Origin of the sequence: Acinetobacter sp. 1294243 (assembly GCF_000588015.1) — a bacterium.
GTDB classification, from domain to species: Bacteria; Pseudomonadota; Gammaproteobacteria; order Pseudomonadales; family Moraxellaceae; genus Acinetobacter; species Acinetobacter pittii.
Window position 1 is genome coordinate 59,865 of the sequence record NZ_JFXG01000013.1, and the last position, 18,215, is coordinate 78,079.

General features: G+C 40.2%; 18 protein-coding genes and 1 riboswitch. Of the genes, 9 read left to right on the forward strand and 9 right to left on the reverse strand.

Going from position 1 to position 18,215, the window contains the following annotated elements; genetic code table 11:
* Window positions 1-219 precede the first annotated feature (219 nt).
* Together J655_RS18950 and xerD are read right to left on the reverse strand one after the other, a co-directional pair.
* Window positions 220-1,035 (reverse strand): DsbC family protein, encoded by an 816-nt coding sequence (locus J655_RS18950; RefSeq protein ID WP_005804062.1) that lies wholly within the window; start codon window positions 1,033-1,035, stop codon window positions 220-222.
* Window positions 1,036-1,181: 146 nt separating this feature from the next.
* Window positions 1,182-2,102, reverse strand: coding sequence for a site-specific tyrosine recombinase XerD (xerD, locus tag J655_RS18955; RefSeq protein ID WP_005804064.1), 921 nt, complete (start codon window positions 2,100-2,102; stop codon window positions 1,182-1,184).
* A 143-nt stretch (window positions 2,103-2,245) separates the two neighbouring features.
* On the opposite strand from xerD, the gene J655_RS18960 reads away from it, so the two are divergent.
* The 5 genes from J655_RS18960 (at window position 2,246) to ftsW (ending at window position 7,359) form a co-directional block, all read left to right on the forward strand.
* Window positions 2,246-2,509 (forward strand): FeoA family protein, encoded by a 264-nt coding sequence (locus J655_RS18960; RefSeq protein ID WP_001991212.1) that lies wholly within the window; start codon window positions 2,246-2,248, stop codon window positions 2,507-2,509.
* Window positions 2,506-4,359 (forward strand): ferrous iron transporter B, encoded by a 1,854-nt coding sequence (gene feoB, locus J655_RS18965; RefSeq protein ID WP_005804071.1) that lies wholly within the window; start codon window positions 2,506-2,508, stop codon window positions 4,357-4,359. Before J655_RS18960 ends, feoB begins: the two co-directional genes overlap by 4 nt.
* 20 nt (window positions 4,360-4,379) lie before the next feature.
* A complete protein-coding gene (locus J655_RS18970; protein ID WP_005804073.1) occupies window positions 4,380-4,631 on the forward strand; it encodes a DUF6587 family protein in 252 nt (83 codons plus the stop codon).
* Window positions 4,632-4,791: 160 nt separating this feature from the next.
* The gene (gene murD, locus J655_RS18975; RefSeq protein WP_005804075.1) at window positions 4,792-6,138 is read left to right on the forward strand and encodes a UDP-N-acetylmuramoyl-L-alanine--D-glutamate ligase; all 1,347 of its coding nucleotides are present in this window, start codon (window positions 4,792-4,794) and stop codon (window positions 6,136-6,138) included.
* Between the two features lie 24 nt (window positions 6,139-6,162).
* Entirely contained in the window at window positions 6,163-7,359 is a 1,197-nt protein-coding gene (gene ftsW / locus J655_RS18980) for a putative lipid II flippase FtsW (protein ID WP_032006839.1), read from the forward strand.
* A 53-nt stretch (window positions 7,360-7,412) separates the two neighbouring features.
* On the opposite strand, the gene gluQRS is transcribed toward ftsW, so the two are convergent.
* The 6 genes from gluQRS to J655_RS19010 form a co-directional block, all read right to left on the reverse strand.
* Window positions 7,413-8,309, reverse strand: coding sequence for a tRNA glutamyl-Q(34) synthetase GluQRS (gene gluQRS, locus J655_RS18985; RefSeq protein WP_005804078.1), 897 nt, complete (start codon window positions 8,307-8,309; stop codon window positions 7,413-7,415).
* A 1-nt stretch (window position 8,310) separates the two neighbouring features.
* Window positions 8,311-8,847 (reverse strand): RNA polymerase-binding protein DksA, encoded by a 537-nt coding sequence (gene dksA, locus J655_RS18990; protein WP_002121205.1) that lies wholly within the window; start codon window positions 8,845-8,847, stop codon window positions 8,311-8,313.
* Between the two features lie 211 nt (window positions 8,848-9,058).
* Window positions 9,059-9,871: a 3',5'-cyclic-AMP phosphodiesterase gene (gene cpdA / locus J655_RS18995; RefSeq protein ID WP_005804080.1), complete on the reverse strand. Its 813-nt coding sequence runs from the start codon at window positions 9,869-9,871 to the stop codon at window positions 9,059-9,061.
* Between the two features lie 4 nt (window positions 9,872-9,875).
* The gene (locus J655_RS19000; protein ID WP_005804081.1) at window positions 9,876-10,502 is read right to left on the reverse strand and encodes an NUDIX domain-containing protein; all 627 of its coding nucleotides are present in this window, start codon (window positions 10,500-10,502) and stop codon (window positions 9,876-9,878) included.
* Window positions 10,503-10,577: 75 nt separating this feature from the next.
* The gene (gene thiC / locus J655_RS19005) at window positions 10,578-12,455 is read right to left on the reverse strand and encodes a phosphomethylpyrimidine synthase ThiC (protein ID WP_002121180.1); all 1,878 of its coding nucleotides are present in this window, start codon (window positions 12,453-12,455) and stop codon (window positions 10,578-10,580) included.
* A gap of 89 nt (window positions 12,456-12,544) precedes the next feature.
* Window positions 12,545-12,679, reverse strand: a riboswitch (TPP riboswitch).
* Window positions 12,680-12,713: 34 nt separating this feature from the next.
* On the reverse strand, window positions 12,714-13,796 hold the full coding sequence (locus J655_RS19010; protein WP_199944197.1) for a hypothetical protein: 1,083 nt from the start codon (window positions 13,794-13,796) through the stop codon (window positions 12,714-12,716).
* Window positions 13,797-13,903: 107 nt separating this feature from the next.
* Here J655_RS19010 and J655_RS19015 point away from each other — a divergent pair, with 107 nt between their 5' ends.
* The 4 genes from J655_RS19015 to phoU all read left to right on the forward strand — a co-directional run bounded on the left by J655_RS19015 (window position 13,904) and on the right by phoU (window position 17,638).
* Window positions 13,904-14,485: a TetR/AcrR family transcriptional regulator gene (locus J655_RS19015; protein WP_005804086.1), complete on the forward strand. Its 582-nt coding sequence runs from the start codon at window positions 13,904-13,906 to the stop codon at window positions 14,483-14,485.
* Entirely contained in the window at window positions 14,478-15,383 is a 906-nt protein-coding gene (locus tag J655_RS19020) for a DMT family transporter (RefSeq protein ID WP_005804088.1), read from the forward strand. Before J655_RS19015 ends, J655_RS19020 begins: the two co-directional genes overlap by 8 nt.
* Before the next feature lie 95 nt (window positions 15,384-15,478).
* Entirely contained in the window at window positions 15,479-16,810 is a 1,332-nt protein-coding gene (locus tag J655_RS19025) for a TolC family outer membrane protein (RefSeq protein ID WP_025464141.1), read from the forward strand.
* A 105-nt stretch (window positions 16,811-16,915) separates the two neighbouring features.
* Entirely contained in the window at window positions 16,916-17,638 is a 723-nt protein-coding gene (gene phoU / locus J655_RS19030; RefSeq protein ID WP_000075183.1) for a phosphate signaling complex protein PhoU, read from the forward strand.
* A gap of 306 nt (window positions 17,639-17,944) precedes the next feature.
* Here the strand turns inward: phoU and J655_RS19035 are convergent, their stop codons facing one another.
* Window positions 17,945-18,214, reverse strand: a complete 270-nt coding sequence (locus J655_RS19035; protein WP_000089995.1) for an oxidative damage protection protein — start codon at window positions 18,212-18,214, stop codon at window positions 17,945-17,947.
* Between the last annotated feature and the right edge of the window lies 1 nt (window position 18,215).

Consider the following 18,215-nt stretch of genomic DNA (forward strand, 5'->3'; position numbering starts at 1 on the left):
CATTTAGTTGAAGCTAGATCATAGCTAAAAAAAACGCCAGACTCTAGCGCTTTTAGTGCTTGTTCAATGAATTAGAGTGCGATGTTTGGAAAAGAAGAGTAGATCAGTCTTTAAACAGAGGTTGTTTAAATATTAATTATTGAAAAAACAAAGCGCTGCAATCAGAGCAGCGCTTTTTAAAAGAGATAGATGATTAATCATTCACCAGCTTAAAGGATGTTATTTATCCAGACGTTTAATTAATTCATCCGGTGTTAGGTATCCACCTAAGTACTCGCCATCAACATTGTAAATAGCTGGTGTTCCATTTACACCCATGTTTAAGCCAAGTTGATATTGTTCTCGAACAGGGCTTTTGCATTGAGCAGGTGGGATATTAATACCTTGTACTGCTTGATTAAATGCAGCTTTACGGTCTGCACTACACCATACAGCCTCCATAGTCGGCATAAACTGTTCACCGCGTGGCCAAGCGATATAGCGTACCTCAATACCTTTTTCATTAATTTCAGGTAAATGCTCATGTAATTTATGGCAATAAGGACAGCTTGCATCGGTAAACACATAAATCACATGTTTAGCCTTACCACCTTTAGCTGGGTAGACAATCAAATCTTCATTTTTTAAAGCAGCAAGATGCTTCTTGTTTTCTGAAGCTTGAAGATTATCGCCAATATTATGCAGTTCTTTACCGCCTAAACGAATGACATCACCTTGAATCAGGTATTTGCCATCACTGGTTGTATAAATCGACGTCATTCCTTCGAGATTTACCCAATATAAGTTAGGCACTTCAGTAGGCTTGATATCTAGAATTTTGGCGTTGATGTTTGCATTCTTAAATTGTTTTTGCAAAGTTTCAATTAAACGCTGTTTAGCATTGCGTTCAATGATGGTTGAAGCTTCCCCAGTAGCAGGTGCGGTCGCAGTGAGCGCATCTTCTTTTTGTGGTTTGTTTTCTTTAGAACAAGCACTGAATAACAGGCTAGAGGCCAACGCACAGGCAAGAAAAAGTTGAGATCGGGTAAAAGACATAGATAACCCTTATTTCATCAGTATTTATAGTCAGAAGCTGCTAAGCATAACAAAAAATCTAGTGTGTATTGTTAAAACTTTCTTAACCTTTGTGAACGAAATCAATTGATTGTTGGGTGTATTTAAAATAATAAGTTTTAAATTTTTTAACCTCTAGGATGATGTTTTTCATGCAATTGTTGCATTCTTACTTGTGCTACATGTGTATAAATTTGAGTAGTTGATAGGTCACTATGGCCCAGTAACATTTGCACTACGCGTAAATCGGCGCCGTGATTAAGCAGGTGTGTTGCAAAGGCGTGACGTAAGGTGTGAGGTGAGAGTTCAGCTTGAATATTGGCTTGAAGCGCGTAACGCTTAATGGCATACCAGAAGTTCTGACGGCTCATAATCCCGCCATGCTGAGTTAAAAAGAGGTAGTCGGTTGAACTTTTATAAAGTTGAGGTCGAGCATCCTGTAAGTAGCGTTCTACCCATTCACAAGCAAATTGCCCTAGCGGGACCAAACGCTCTTTATTACCTTTACCGGTAATTCTTAAATAACCTTGTTTTAAGTTAATAAGCTCTAGGCGTAAGTTCAGCAGTTCTGAAACACGTAAACCACATGCGTAAAGGACTTCAAACATGGCCCGATCACGTAAACCAAGTGCTGTATTAATGTCTGGAGCCTGAATCAGTGCTTCGACATCTTCCTCTGATAAATCTTTGGGTAAGGCTCTGCCAATTTTTGGAGAATGATGGGTTGCTACAGGATTATCGCTTCGTAATTTCTGTTCACGTAAAAATTTGTAAAACTGACGTAGGGCAGATAAGCAGCGGGCAATCGAGCGCGGGCTTTTTCCAACTTTAGTCAACTCAATCAAAACATCAGCGATATTATCACTTGTCCACTCTGGAAGAAGTGATTTTTTATGAAGTTCGCTGCATTGAATAAGGTCAGATAAATAAGCATTACGTGTATGTGGACTTACCGTCTGAGCAACGAGATAGTCACGAAAACCTTGTAAAAAGCTCAAATGTTCAGGAATTTGAACAGGGCTTGGAATACGCGGTTTTTTATTCAACATACACTACATCCTCTAAACCTTTGTACTTTAAAAGAAACTTTAAGGTTTGTCGATTAAACTGAATAAGAAGTGAAATTTAACCTTATTTGGTAATTATTCTCATTTATATGTATACTATTAAAAAAGGTTTAGGATCGGATGCGGTGCGTTTATCAGCTTTAAAAGTGAAGCAAGCGGCGACCATCACCAAAGTGAATCGGATAGAAGTAGAGTCCGAGCAGCAAGATTTGGTCGCAATTCGTTTGGAAAGTCTGGGCTTTGTACCGGGCACACGAGTGGAAGTGATTACCAAAGGTGTTTTTGGTGGTGATCCGATCTTGATCCAAATAGGCTTTACTCGTTTCGCTTTACGTAAAGCAGAAGCGGAAAAAATTGAAATTCAAGTAGAAGAAGGAGTACCCGCATGAGTGATGCGTTACGTATTGCCCTTGTGGGAAACCCTAACTGTGGTAAAACCTCTCTTTTTAACCATTTAACCGGAACTCGACAAAAAGTTGCAAACTATGCAGGCGTAACGGTCGAGCGTAAGGTTGGTCATTTTCAGTTGCCTTCAGGTCGAGCTGTGCGTGTACTTGATTTGCCGGGTACATATAGCCTTAATGCAACCAGTCCTGATGAAGTAATTACCCGTGATGTTTGCTTGGGTAAAATTGCAGAAGAAGGGCAGCAAGATGCCTTTTTATGTGTGGTTGATGCCACTAACTTAAAATTGCATTTAGGGCTAGTGCTCGAAATGATCGAGTTAGGTCGTCCGATTTTACTTGTACTGAATATGATGGATGAAGCGCGTCGTCGTGGCATCCAAATTAATACTCAAAAGTTGTCTCAACGTTTGGGCGTACCCGTTGTTGAAACAGTGGCTGTTCGTAATGCGGGTATTGAAAATCTATTACATGCCCTTGATCAAGAAAAATACAGTGTGCCACAAACTGAACTGAGTGGTTTAACTGGAACTCATCATCAAAAAATCGATATGATTTTTAAAGATGTGGTTCATTATGTTGATCAGGGAGATAAGCGTACTGATTTTCTAGATCGAATTTTCTTACATCCGGTTTTAGGCCTACTTAGCCTTGCCATCATGATGTTTATTGTGTTCCAAGCAGTGTTTGCATGGGCAGCTCCATTCATGGATGGTATTGAAGGCTTCTTCGGCTGGCTTGGGGAGGTAGTGGGAACTGTGATTACCCAACCACTACTGCATAGTTTGGTTGTTGACGGAATTATTGCAGGCGCGGGTGGCGTAGTTGTGTTCTTGCCACAAATTTTGATCTTGTTCTTCTTTATTTTAGTACTCGAAGAATCAGGCTATTTACCGCGTGCAGCATTCTTGCTTGATAAATTAATGTTCCAAGCTGGTTTAAGTGGCCGTGCCTTTATTCCTTTACTTTCGAGCTTTGCTTGTGCAGTACCGGGAATTATGGCAACGCGTAGTATTAGTGACCCTCGTGATCGTTTTACGACCATTATGGTTGCGCCTTTAATGACTTGTTCGGCACGTTTACCTGTCTATGCCTTGCTGATTGCTGCCTTCATTCCAGAGAAAATGGTCTGGGGTATTTTCAATCTACAAGGTTTGGTGCTTTTCGGTCTGTATATGGCTGGTATTGTGAGTGCGCTTTGTGTTTCATTTTTAATGAAATTCTTTCAAAAAGATAAGTCTCAACATGCTTTACTGCTAGAGCTACCAAGTTATCGTTTCCCTGATTTAAAAAGTGTGGGAATCGGTTTATTGGATCGTGCAAAGATCTTCTTGAAACGCGTCGGTGGAATCATTTTTGCGCTCTCTATTTTGCTTTGGTTCTTGTGTACTTTTCCGCAGCCACCAGAAGGGGCGACATTACCTGCCATAGATTATAGTTTTGCAGGTATGCTTGGGCATCTTATACAACCTTTATTTGCTCCAATTGGTTTTAACTGGCAAATCTGTATTGCTTTAATTCCAGCTATGGCAGCTCGTGAAGTGGTAGTTGCGGCATTAGGTACAGTTTATGCCCTGTCTGCAACAGATGATGATGCTGTGGCACAAGGTTTGTCACATCTGATTAGTGCAGATGGAACAGGTTGGTCTTTGGCAACAGGTTTATCGCTTTTAGTGTGGTTCATTTATGCTCCACATTGTTTGGCAACATTGGCAACGGTACGCCGTGAAACAGGTTCATGGAAACATGTTGCAGCTATGACTGCATATCTGTTTGGTTTAGCTTATTTTGCATCGTTTGTTACCTATCAAATTGCTTCCCACTATTGGGGCTAAGGCAATAAAGGAGGTTGTATATGGTTCAATATCTGATTATTGCGGTTTTAGTGATTTGGAGTGCTGTAGTTGTTTTTAAGAAAGTATTTCCGAAAACAGCAAATTTAGTCTTTTCTTCACTCTCTGCATTTTGCGAAAAGCAGGGTTGGGCAACTTTGGCAAAGTGGCTTAAACCGAAAATGACCTTTGGTTGTGCTGGCGGTTGTGGTTGTTCAAGCGAAGATAAACCTACGAATACAGTTCAAGAAATTAAGCCGATTAAATGGCAGTAGATTCAGTATTTCTTGTTTCGTTTAAAAAGCCATCATATTGATGGCTTTTTTACGCAATGACACAAAAAAAGATGAATAAAGTTCAAACTGAAAAAGCATTCAAAACAGCAAAGTGCTAACATTTTTGCCATTCTGTCGATTGATAAATTGTGGGGCAAAAATGTTAATACAACGTGGTGGGTTAAAAGTTGTAGCAGGCTTGGGAATATCAGGCGTTTCTGCTGTAAATTTCTTGCATGAACAAGGCTACCAAGTTGCAGTAACAGACTCTCGTCCCACGCCACCAGGGTATGATCAGATTCCGGCAGGAGTAAAGACAAGTTTCGGTCAACTTGATCAAGAATTATTATTACAAGCAGAAGAAATTATTTTAAGTCCAGGCCTTGCACCTCAATTACCGGAAATTCAGGCAGCTATTGCTAAGGGTATTTCTGTGGTAGGGGATATTCAATTATTACGCCGTGCAACCGATGTGCCTATTGTGGCTATTACTGGCTCTAATGCGAAAAGTACAGTAACGACTTTAATTGGCTTAATGGCTAAAGATGCGGGTAAGAAAGTTGCTGTAGGTGGCAATCTTGGACGCCCAGCTCTAGATTTATTAAAAGATCAACCTGAGTTAATTGTACTTGAGCTATCAAGTTTTCAGCTAGAAACCACGTCTCACTTAAATGCTGAAGTTGCTGTGGTTCTCAATATGAGTGAAGACCACTTAGATCGTCACGGCAATATGTTGGGTTACCATCAAGCAAAACACCGTATTTTCCAAGGCGTTAAAAAAGTAGTATTTAACCGTGATGATGCTTTAAGTCGTCCTCTTGTTCCAGATACCACGCCAATGCAAAGCTTTGGTTTAAATGCACCAGATTTAAATCAATATGGTGTTTTAAGAGATGGTGATGGCATGCTTTGGCTTGCGCGTGGTTTACAGCGTTTAATTAAAAGCTCAGATTTATATATTCAAGGCATGCATAATGTAGCAAATGCTTTAGCTTGTCTCGCATTAGGTGAGGCAATAGGCCTGCCTATGGAATCTATGCTTGAAACCTTAAAACAATTTAAAGGCTTAGAGCATCGCTGTGAATATGTAAAGACTGTGCATGATGTACGTTATTACAATGACTCTAAAGGCACTAACGTTGGCGCTACGCTTGCAGCGATTGATGGTTTAGGCGCTGCCATTGAAGTGAAAAAAGGTAAGGTTGCCTTGATTTTAGGTGGGCAAGGTAAAGGTCAGGATTTTGGCCCATTACGTTCTTCTATCGAAAAATATGCCAAAGTTGTGGTATTGATTGGTGAGGATGCTCCGGTTATTGAACAAGCAATTCAAGGTGCAACCAAAATTTTACATGCAGCAACGCTTAAAGAAGCTGTAGAGCTGTCTCAACGTGAAACTCAGGCCGAAGATGTGGTGTTGTTATCACCAGCATGTGCAAGTTTTGATATGTTTAAAAGTTATAATGACCGTGGTCAGCAGTTTGTTGCCTGCGTCAATTCGTTGGTTTAAAGAAAACATGATTAGGAATGTAGTATGGCAGGGTTAGCTCAGACCACAATCCAGAAAATCAATCATTGGTATGAACGGATATTGCCTAAATGGCCAGCGGAAGTGACGCCACGTAATGTCCTGATTTTCTGTGTCGTTGCATTATTGTGTATCGGTTCCGTGATGGTTGCATCTGCTTCGATGCCCTATGCTGAATATATGCATGAAAACCCGTTTCACTATGTGATTCGTCATGGTATTTCGATTGTCGCTGCGGGTGTGGTGGCTTATTTGACCTATCGAATATCACTAAATACGTGGTTTAAAAATACCTTCCCGCTGTGGTTATTAACTATGGTTCTGTTGCTTGCTGCTTTGGTGGTGGGTTCGGAAGTCAACGGTTCTACACGTTGGATTAAGATCGGTGGTTTTACCTTGCAGCCAACCGAGGTTGCCAAAGTCATGATGGCAATCTTTACCGCAGACTACGTTGTACGCCGTGCCAAAGAAGTTCGTACTCATTGGAAAGGCTTATTGCGTTTAAGTGGGGTTATGGCAATCACGGTTGGTTTAATTATTGCTGAGCCTGACTTGGGAGCAACTGTCGTTATTGTCATGATGATGGTTGGGGTGTTCTTTTTAGCGGGTGCGCCGCCAACTCAGTTCTTAATCATGCTTGGCGCGATTGTCACGGGTATCGTGTTTTTGATCTTATTTGAACCATACCGTTTCCAGCGTTTGATCTCGTTTACTGACCCATGGGCAGATCCATTAGGTGTAGGTTATCAGTTATCAAATGCACTAATGGCTTTTGGTCGTGGTGAATGGTTTGGTACAGGCTTAGGTCACAGTGTACAAAAACTATCTTATTTACCTGAAGCGCATACTGACTTTATGTTGGCAGTGCTAGGTGAAGAATTTGGTTTCGTGGGTATTTCTATTGTTATTGGCTTTTCTTTCTTGATGCTGGCATGTTGTATCAAAATTGGTCACCGTGCTTTGAAACATCATTACCTTCGTGCAGGCTATTTAGCTTACGGTATTAGTATTATTTTCTTGCTCCAGATTTTGGTAAATGCGGGCATGAATATGGGTTTAATGCCGACGAAAGGTTTGACTTTGCCATTCATTAGTTATGGTGGTACGTCTTTAATGATGTGTGCGGCGATGATTAGCTTAATCTTAAAGATTGATGCATCAACACAAGAAGTCAACCCAGAACGAGAAGAGTCAAACTTCTAATTGAGTATTTAGAAGTTTAAAAAGCCTGATTTGATATCGGGCTTTTTTATTATTTATAGATATGTTCCGCTGAGCTCTTGTCCATGAGGAATCAAATCAACATTCCATTGTGCTACAGCCTGTTTGAGCATCAATCTAGGTTGATCTAAATCAACGTTGGGTTGTCCCAAGGCCAGTATTGCTTTTTGAAGTAATTCAGGCGCTTTTGATAAATCGAGTGCTTGGGCTAGATTTTGTTTAGAGAGCTTTTGCCCTTGGCCATTCATTGCAAGGGGAAGGTGCATATAGCTTAGTTGAGGATAACCTAGAAGCTGACCTAACCAAATCTGACGTTCGGTGTTATCTAATAAGTCCGCGCCTCGAACGACATGGGTAATACCTTGTAGATAATCATCCACAACGACCGCAAGTTGATAGTTAATAATTCCATCACGGCGCTTAAGAACAAAATCTCCAAGATCATGTTGTAGATTGGAGCAATGACGTCCTTGTAATCGGTCATCAAAACAGATCTGCTGATCTTGAACTTTTACCCGAATCGCTTGACCTTGAAAATCAAGATTGAGATCGCGGCAAGTACCTGCATAGATTGCATTTGAACCAAGCATTTTGCGCGTACATTGACATGCATAGATAAGACCTTCTCTTTTGAGTTGGTCTAATACGCTTTCATAAATGTCTAAACGATTTTTTTGAAAGATGATCTCTGTATCGGGTTCGAACTGGAAGGCTTCAAGTGATGTGAGAATATGCTCTTCACTGCCGGGATAAATACGAGGAATATCTGTATCTTCGACACGAACTAGCCATTTGCCTTGATGGGCTTTTGCATCGCAATAGCTGGCAACAGCAGTAATGAGTGATCCAAAATGCAAAGGGCCGGTTGGCGATGGCGCAAACCGACCTGAGTATGAAAAGCTAGGCTTTTCTTGAGTAGCTACAGCGGTCATATTAACCGTTATTTTGCTTCTCTTTAATTTCTGCCAAAGTTTTGCAGTCAATACATAACGTTGCAGTTGGACGCGCTTCTAAACGACGTAAGCCGATTTCAATACCACACGTTTCACAGAAACCGTAGTCTTCATTCTTAATAGCTTCCATAGATTGTTCGATTTTACGAATTAACTTACGTTCACGGTCACGTGTACGTAATTCAATTGCAAATTCTTCTTCTTGGGTAGCACGGTCGTTTACATCTGGCAGTGCAGTTGATTCGTCTTGCATCGTATTTAAAGTACGATCAACTTCAGACATTAATTCAGCTTTCCATGCTTGCAGAATTTGTCGGAAATGCTCGAGCTGTCCTTCAGACATGTACTCTTCATTTTTCTTAGGTTGATAAGGTGCAATACCAAATAAACTTGCAGTTGTGCCTATGTCAGAAGTTTTAGGTTTCACTTTACGTGCACGTTTTGCAGAAGCTTTGTCACCTTCCACTACAACTTCTGTATGTTCATCCAAAACTTGGTTGTGGTTGTCATTCGCCATAATAGGGCATTCCTCATCATACACGTATTATCTATACGCAAAAAATATGGTGATATGCAAGTGTTTTTATAGAAAACCATCGATGGGATTTTCCCATCGGGTCGTCATCATATAGATTTTTCCTGCAAGATGATAGTCATTCCGACCCGTAAATATTTTCAAAACGTGTTTACCCCAGTCATAATTATATATAAGCATATAAGAAATAGGGCTAATAGCCTGAAATATCAGTGTTTATATGGCCTTGAAAATTTTCAAGACGGAAGACTTCGGTTTCAAAACTACCATCGTTTTTTAGACGAATGTAACGGTAGCCGGGAGCATTTTGATCTAAAGCAAAATCATTACTAAACGGTTTAAACTGCACACTTGTTGATGGAGTCGAGAAAAATTCGATCCCTTGCCAAGTGTTTATTGAGTCCTGATGAACATGCCCGCAGACTAAAGCTTTTACATTTTTAAATGGAGCCAAGGTAGTAAGCAAGGCATTAGAATTTTGTAACTTGTGATGATCAATCCATTTTGACTTCATGGCAAAAGGATGGTGATGACAAGCCAGCAAAATCGGGTTATCTGCATACTCTTCAAGTAAATTCGTTAAGCTGTCTAGCTGTTCTGCTGATAGATGTCCATCAATATGACCTTTTACCGCACTATTTAATAAAATAACTCGCCAGTTCCCTAAGCAAATAACTACAGGTTCCTGATGATTCTCTTTGTGCAATGGGAAATGATCAATATTGTCATGATTACCTAAGGTCTGAAAAAAGGGCAGCCCCAAGGTTTGCATATATTGAATATAACGGTTGTAGGTAATAGGCGTTGGTGCCTGAGCTAGGTCCCCAGTATGGATAATTGCATCAATTTCAGGATGTTTATTAAGTATCTGTTGAATAATGGCATGAAAGCTTTCTTCAGGATTCATACCCACAAATTCTAAATGCGGATACTCCAATAGGTGGGTATCGGTAATTTGTATAATGACATGGTCTTTTTGTGAAAGTGTTGAGACTTGAAAAGTCACCGTCCTACCTCTTCGGGTTTATTATCGTTTTGCTGTGTTGGGCCAGCCATTGTAATGCCATAATGACAGGAGCATTTCTTAAACGTCCGCTGTCGAGTAGAGTCTGGATTTCACAATAATTAAATAAGTGCAGTTGAATATTTTCCCCCTCATCATCTACGCCAAATACACCCCCTTCAGCGGGTAATGCAGTTTCAGCAACATAGAGATGGAATAACTCTGAGCAAGCACCAGCTGACGGGTAAAAGCTAAATAGATGCTCTAAATCTTGAACTTCGCAACCTGATTCTTCAAGGCTTTCGCGTCGAATGCAACTTTCTGGTGATTCATCACCATCTAACACGCCTGCAATTATTTCCAGCTGCCATGGGGATTGAGAGTCATCTAAAGCCCCAACACGGAACTGTTCAATCAGTGCAAACTGTTGTTTTTGATCGTTGTAGAGTAGTACACCAGCTGCTTCAGGCCGATGAACGAGTTCACGCTGCAATACATGAGTATATTCAGATTGATTAAATAGACGATGTCGAAGGCTGACTTTTTCAACTTGAATAAAACCACGGAATAGAGATTCACGTGATGTTACTTCGACATCTTCAGATGTATAACTTGGACGTTCAACAATACTCATGATTCGGTCAGGACGAAATCTATTTATTTCATCCTAACCGAGAATCAGGGCTAGGCAAGTGTTTTTTTTGAATATTTACACTTTATGATACAGTTTTTGACCTTGTTCCTGATAAACCTCTTTCATCGCTTTGAGGCCTTCTTCAACCTCTGAATCGTTATTGGTGAGGTTGTTGGCATAGTCACGTACATTCTGAGTGATTTTCATTGAACAGAATTTTGGACCACACATTGAGCAGAAGTGTGCAGATTTATGAGCTTCTTTTGGTAAGGTTTCATCGTGCATACTACGTGCTGTATCAGGGTCTAGACTTAGGTTGAACTGATCATCCCAACGGAATTCAAAACGAGCTTTTGATAAGGCATTATCACGTACCTGTGCACCTGGATGTCCTTTCGCAAGATCGGCAGCATGTGCTGCAAGCTTGTAGGTAATAATTCCGTCTTTAACATCTTTTTTGTTTGGTAGACCCAAATGCTCTTTCGGTGTGACATAGCAAAGCATTGCTGTGCCGTACCAACCAATCATGGCTGCACCAATTGCAGAGGTAATGTGGTCATAACCTGGAGCAATATCGGTCGTTAAAGGCCCAAGTGTATAGAATGGTGCTTCTTTACACACTTCTAGCTGAAGGTCCATGTTTTCTTTAATCATGTGCATTGGTACGTGACCAGGGCCTTCAATCATGACTTGAACATCATGTTCCCATGCACGGTGAGTCAGTTCACCTAATGTTTTAAGTTCGCTGAACTGTGCTTCATCATTTGCATCTTGAATACAACCCGGACGTAAACCATCACCTAAGCTAAATGAAACGTCATAAGCTTTCATGATTTCACAGATTTCATCGAAATGTGTGTACAAAAAGTTTTCTTCATGATGCGCTAGACACCACTGCGCCATGATCGAACCACCACGAGATACAATACCTGTTAAACGGTTTGCTGTAAGTGGTACATAGCGAAGTAATACACCTGCGTGAATAGTGAAGTAGTCAACACCTTGTTCAGCTTGTTCAATTAGTGTGTCTTTGAAGATTTCCCAAGTCAGGTCCTCTGCAACACCATCAACTTTTTCAAGTGCTTGATAGATTGGCACGGTGCCGATTGGAACAGGTGAGTTACGGATAATCCATTCACGTGTTTCATGGATATTTTTACCTGTAGACAAGTCCATAATGGTGTCGGCACCCCAACGGGTTGCCCAAGTCATTTTCGCAACCTCTTCGTCAATTGAAGAGCCAAGCGCTGAGTTACCAATATTGGCATTAATTTTAACCAAGAAATTACGACCAATAATCATTGGCTCAAGTTCTGGGTGGTTAATGTTGGCAGGAATGATCGCACGACCTTCAGCAACTTCTTGGCGAACAAATTCAGGTGTAATTTCTTTTAAGTTTTTTGCACCAAAATTCTGACCAGCATGTTGACGCATATCAACACCTTCACGCTGGCGTTGATTTTCACGAATTGCAATATATTCCATTTCAGGTGTGATGATACCTTGCTTGGCATAGTGCATTTGAGTGACATTTTTGCCTGCTTTAGCACGGCGTGGATTTTGAATATGGGCAAAACGAATATCAGCGGTACGAATGTCTTTTAAACGTTCCTGACCAAATTTTGAGGTCAAGCCAGAAAGTACGTCAGTATCGTTACGTTCTTCAATCCAGTTTTGGCGAACTGAAGGTAAACCTTTGTCTAAATCGATTTGAACATTTGGGTCGGTATAAACACCTGAAGTGTCATATACCATAACAGGAGGATTATGTTCACCGCCAAGACCGGTAGGCGTGTCGGTTAAAGAAATTTCCCGCATTGGAACCTGAATGTCAGGGCGAGAGCCTTCAATATAAACTTTTTTAGAAGCGGGTAAGATGCGAGTTAAATCTTTTGCATCTTGTTCATGTTGTGCTGAAATTTCAGCAGAAGAAAGATTCGTTAACTGGTTCATCACATGATCCTTATGAATAACATCAACGAATCAAGCACGACCAAAAACGATGGCGGATTTATCTTTGCTAGATAAATTTAAGGCTGTAAGTTTTCAGATGGCTTGATTCCTACGCAGGTCTTAACCTGATCAGGTTCAACGGTACTTGTGATCAAACTTGTGTTGCGATAACACGGAATTTACACAATCTCAGCGAGCTATTACTCGCGCTCCGTCAAGCGATTTAAAGACTAACATGTTTTAGGTTGGCTGGCATTGTCAATTTGTATCTATACAAACCGCATCCATATGGCAGTCACGATAGACTTCCGTGTTCCATGGCGAATCAAATTTTAAGAGCTGCTCAAGTTGTTCATGAGTCATCTGATAATTTGATTTTTTATCACCATTTTTATCAGTTAAATCTATTTTAAATTGCTTATTGCGCTCATCGATAGGCGTAGCAATAAACTTAAGAAACAGTTGAGCAGGTTTGGCTAAACTCGACTCATTTTGTGTAGAGAGAAACCGAATTTGCTGAAGCGCATCTTTATCAAACCATGTATTCGGTGCATATTCATCTGACACGGGCGTGTTGTCTAAGCCAAAGAAAATAAAATAACGATATTCATTAAATAGTAGTTTTGCATCATCAATAAAGTGGCTCTTTGGATACTTTTGAATAAACTTTTCCCAAAATAATGCGCGTTCAGTGAGCTCTTTCCATGAAATAGCCAACGCACCATCATTATAGAAAATATTTTGATTGTCTTTCGCCATACGAGTTAAAAACTCTTTTTGGTCCGCGGGTAAGGACTTAGAAAAAACGTCAACTAAATAGCTTGGCTGACGTCGATAGGTAAACATGCCCTCACCTTGATAGAGAAGTTCAATGTAGGCTTGGCCTTCATGTTGAAGTAAATATTGATCACGCGGGCTAAGTTGGTCGAAGAGTTTTTTCTGGGTTTGGATGACCTTTTTAAGGTCTTGTTTCTGTTCTAAAACGGCATAGCCAAATGCTTCAAAAGCTCTCCCTGTTTTTTCAGTGTAGTCTTGTTTAAGAAAACGTTGATACATCGCAGTTGAAGCATCAATAAGCTTAAGCTGCTCATCATTTTTTAAAGAGGGAACACAGCTTTTAAGCTTTTCATTAATTTGATTTAAATCTTCTATTTTGCTGTTTTGGTTGATTTTCTGCGTAGCAGCCATAATTTGTAAGCAACTGCTGTCTTGTTTTTGAGTAGCCTTTTGTTCAGTTGGTTTTTGCTCTTTAGATACAGCCTGATGTTGCTCTGATGTTTTATTACATCCAGCTAAAAGTAGTGCGCTGCACATACTCATCATTAGAACTTTTTTCATCATTGTTTTTTTATCAAAGTGAATATTGCTCAAATTATAACTCGGAAAAAGATTGCATCATTGTTAGAAATCTTTATTATTAGGTAGGTCGGTCTACTTAAATTAAAGCTATGAATGATAAAACAGCAAGACAGAAAATTCTCGATGCAGCAGCAACCTTGTTTTATAACGATGGCATTACTGCAACAGGAATCAATTCAGTTACGGCTAAAGCCGATGTCGCTAAGATGTCGCTTTATAATAATTTTTCTTCAAAAGGCGATCTTGTTGATGCCTATATTGCTGCACGCCATCAAGAGTGGCTCGATCTCTATCAAAAGCGTTTAGCAAAAACAAACACAGCTAAAGAAGCCATTTTGGCTGTGTTTGATGCCTATCAGGACCATGCAGAATTTGCCTACGAAAAAGGGTTTCGAGGCTGTGGGTTATTGAATGCTGCCGCAGAGTTTCCAGCGAATAGTGCAGGGCGTAGTTCTGTAAGGCAGCATAAAGAAGAAGTGGAAGGTATTGTTGCTGAGCATTTAAAAAAATTAATACCAGACTCACAGCGCGTTAACTATGTGGCCACGCAGCTTTCTTTTCTTTTAGAGGGTTCTATGGCACGAGCAGGTTTAGAAGGAAACAGTCGTCAACTTCTATTAGCAAAACAAATGGCAGAAGATATTTTAAATAGAGAATGCCTACATGATTAGCCTCATTAAAAATAGTAGCTATGGGGGCACAATTGCGATTTTGGTTGCTTCTGTTTTGTGGGGAACAACAGGTACGGCGGCAGCATTTGCACCGACACTTGGCCCACTCGCTATTGGTGCCGTAGCGATGGGCGGTGGAGGACTTTTACAAGCTTTGGTTGCATCACGAGCAATACGCGAAAACCGTCAGTTTATAAGGGAAAATCTTTCAATACTGCTTTTAGGGGTAGCGGCGGTTGGTATTTATCCTTTAGCTTTTTATTCCTCAATGCATTATGCGGGCATTACGATTGGCACCGTTGTTTCAATTGGTACCGCTCCATTAATAGCAGCAATTTTAGAGCGATTTTTTGACCGCAAAGCTTTATCGGCTATCTGGTTTCTAAGTTTTGTGTGCGGTGTGCTTGGTGTAAGTATGTTATCGATGGGGGAAAGTCATGCGATCCAAGAGAGTACAAATCAATGGAATAAATTCTTCGGTATTTTTCTTGGGCTTGTCGCAGCTACAACTTATTCACTTTATTCATGGGCCGCAAAAAGATTAATAGATCGGGGTGTTGCCTCTAAAGCTGCAATGGGCATGATTATGGGTGGTGGGGCAGTTATTTTGCTTCCTACTTTGTTGGTTACAGGTGGAGGGTTATTGCATAGCTCAACCAATTTACTTGTGGCTGGTTATATGATGCTGATTCCTATGTTTTTGGGTTATTTACTTTTCGGTTTTGGATTAAAAACAGTAAATGCCAGCAAAGCGACGACCTTAACTTTATTTGAACCTTTAGTGGCTGCGATTTTTGCCATCGTTTTGGTGGGTGAGCATGTTTCATGGCTGGGTTGGATAGGCATGTTGCTGATTTTTATTTGTATTTTAATCTTGTCAAAAACTAAGAACGCTTAAAAAACTAAAACTTTTAATGGCTTGAGTTTGATTTGAATTTTTCTTAGTCTTAAAGGCAAGTTTTATCGTTGATTTGAACAATGAAAATAAAATTAATGGTCGCTGTTGGCCTTTGGAGTTTTGCATCTTCGAGTTTTGCTCTAGATTTGGTTGAAGCTTATGAGCGCGCAAAACAAAATGACCCAACGTGGCAAGCCAATCAACAACAATATGAAGCAGATCAACTGAACTTAGGCTTAGCAACGGGGGCGTTATTACCTACTGTCACATTGTCTGGAAACATTACCCGTAATCGACAAACTGTAAAACGTTCAAACTTTCCGGGTGTTGATCAAGAAGGCCTGTCAGATGCTTTGGTAAGTAGTACGTCAACGACTCGACAAGCGACTCTCACTGCACGTCAGCCATTATTTCGAATGGATGCTTGGGAAGGTTATAAACAAGTTAAAACTTCGGTTGCACTTAGTGAAATCACTTTAAGGCTGCAAAAACAAGATCATGTTTTAAATGTGGCAGAAGCCTATTTTAATGTGTTGCGTCAGCAGGCTCTGAGTGTTGCATACTTACAAGAAGAAAAGGCTTTGCTTGAGCAGCTTAATATGATGAATGCCAAACTCAAAGAAGGTTTAGTGGCACGTAGTGATGTGAGTGAAGCAAATGCTCAATATCAAAATGCTAGAGCCAATCGTATTTCAACCAATGTTCAATTACTTTTAGCCCAAGAGCAGCTTTCTGAATATATCGGTTCTTATCAAGATAAACTCGCTGTACTGCGAAGTGATTTTAATTTTCAAAAGCCTTATCCAGCAGAGCTTAATGACTGGCTTTCTTTGGCACAGCAAAAAAACTTAAAGATCCAGCAAGCCCGTTTACAGCAAAAATATAGTGAAGACCAGCGCCGTGTCGAAAAGGCAGCACTTTATCCTCAAATAGATGCTGTGGCGAGCTATGGGTATACTAAACAAACACCAGAGACACTCATTTCGACTGACGGAAAATTTGATCAGGTCGGTGTAGAAATGAATTGGAATTTATTTAATGGTGGACGGACCCGAACATCAATTAAAAAAGCCACTGTAGAAGCCAGTAAAGCGCAGGCACAACTTGATGCAGCCATTCGCCGTGCCAATGTCGATGTGAAAAGTGCGTTTATGCAGGTCGACACAGATCAAGCCAAACTTGAAGCAAGAAAGGCTGCAATGGATTCATCTTCTTTGGTTTCTCAAGCTTCAAAAGCGAGTTATAACGAAGGCTTGAAAAGTATGGTTGATGTTTTATTGGCGCAGCGTAATGCTTTTTCTGCAAAACAGGATTATCTTAATGCTCAGTATGACTATTTATTGAATGTGCTTCGTTTAAAAGCTGCGGTAGGCCAGTTAGGCGAAAAAGATCTAGTCGAGCTTAATAGCTGGTTAACTTATCAGTAATTAAATGCTTTTATCTGAAATTTAATTTTGTCATAAAAACTTAATGATTGCTGTGTTTTAATGCTCAATCATTTTATTCCCGCGCCATCATGTTGGAGGCTTCCCTTGAGTCCGAGTAATCCGGTGTTAAGCCATCATATTTCTTCTCAATTTAATGAAGATTTGCAAGATGTAAACACAAAGTTTATGACCATGGGTGGCTTGGTCGAACAGCAGGTTGCAAATGCAATTCATTCTTTACTTGATACCGACGCAAATTTAGCGATTGATGTTCAATTTAAAGATAATGCAGTCAATCAATATGAACGTGATATTGATGAAGGCTTGACGTTGATTTTGGCGCGTCGTCATCCGGCAGCGATTGACTTACGTATGGTGATTGCCATGAGCAAAGCCAATACTGACCTTGAACGCATTGGTGATGAAGCAGCGAAAATTGCCCGTATTGCACAAAATCTGTGTGAAGAAGGTGGATCACCACGTGGCTACATGGAAACACGTCATATTGGTAATCAAGTTCGTGTCATGATTCATGATGCACTTGATGCTTTTGCACGTTTAGATGCAGATCAAGCTTTACGTGTACTTTTAGCTGATGCTGACATTGACCGTGAATATCAATCAGCAACACGTACATTAATGACTTATATGATTGAAGACCCGCGTCATATTGCTCGTGTAATTAATGTCATGTGGGTTTTACGTTCATTAGAGCGTATTGGCGATCATGCACGTAACATTGCTGAGCAAGTGATTTATATGGCGAAAGGCTTTGATGCTCGTCATACAAAAATTGAAGAAATTGAAGCCAAAGTCCACGAAAAGTAATCTTGAGCTGAAATATTTAAAGGCCTTGTTTAAAACAAGGCTTTTTTGTTTTTAAAAAATAATAGATAAAAAAATGTCCCGAACTTTGGGGGGAAGTTCAGGACAGAAAATCAAGTGCATAAACACGACAGGGATCGTGTTCTTCTTGCTATAGAGTGATATTAAGTTCTTCACCTTTTGATGTCATGTAGAGTCCTGTGCGCTCTATGTAAGGCTTTTTATGTTTGTGTAAGTTTCACGTAAAAAAAGGCGGATCTATGTATATAGACCCGCCTTTTTAATGATGAGTAAGCTAAAACAAACCGATTATTCTGGTTTCCAGCCTTCAGCTTTTTCTACGCTTTCATCATTATTGAAGAATTTCTCACGTTGTTCTTCCAGAAACTTTTTAGCTTCTGGTTCAAACACGTTTAAACGCTTTTCATTAATGAGCGTAGTTTGATGCTGTAACCATTCTTGCCATGCTTGTTTAGAAACATTTTCAAAAAAATCTTGGCCTTTAGCACCTGGGAAAGGAGCGAAGTCTAAACCTTCCATTTCCTTTTGATATTTACGGCAAAATACTTGGCGACTCATG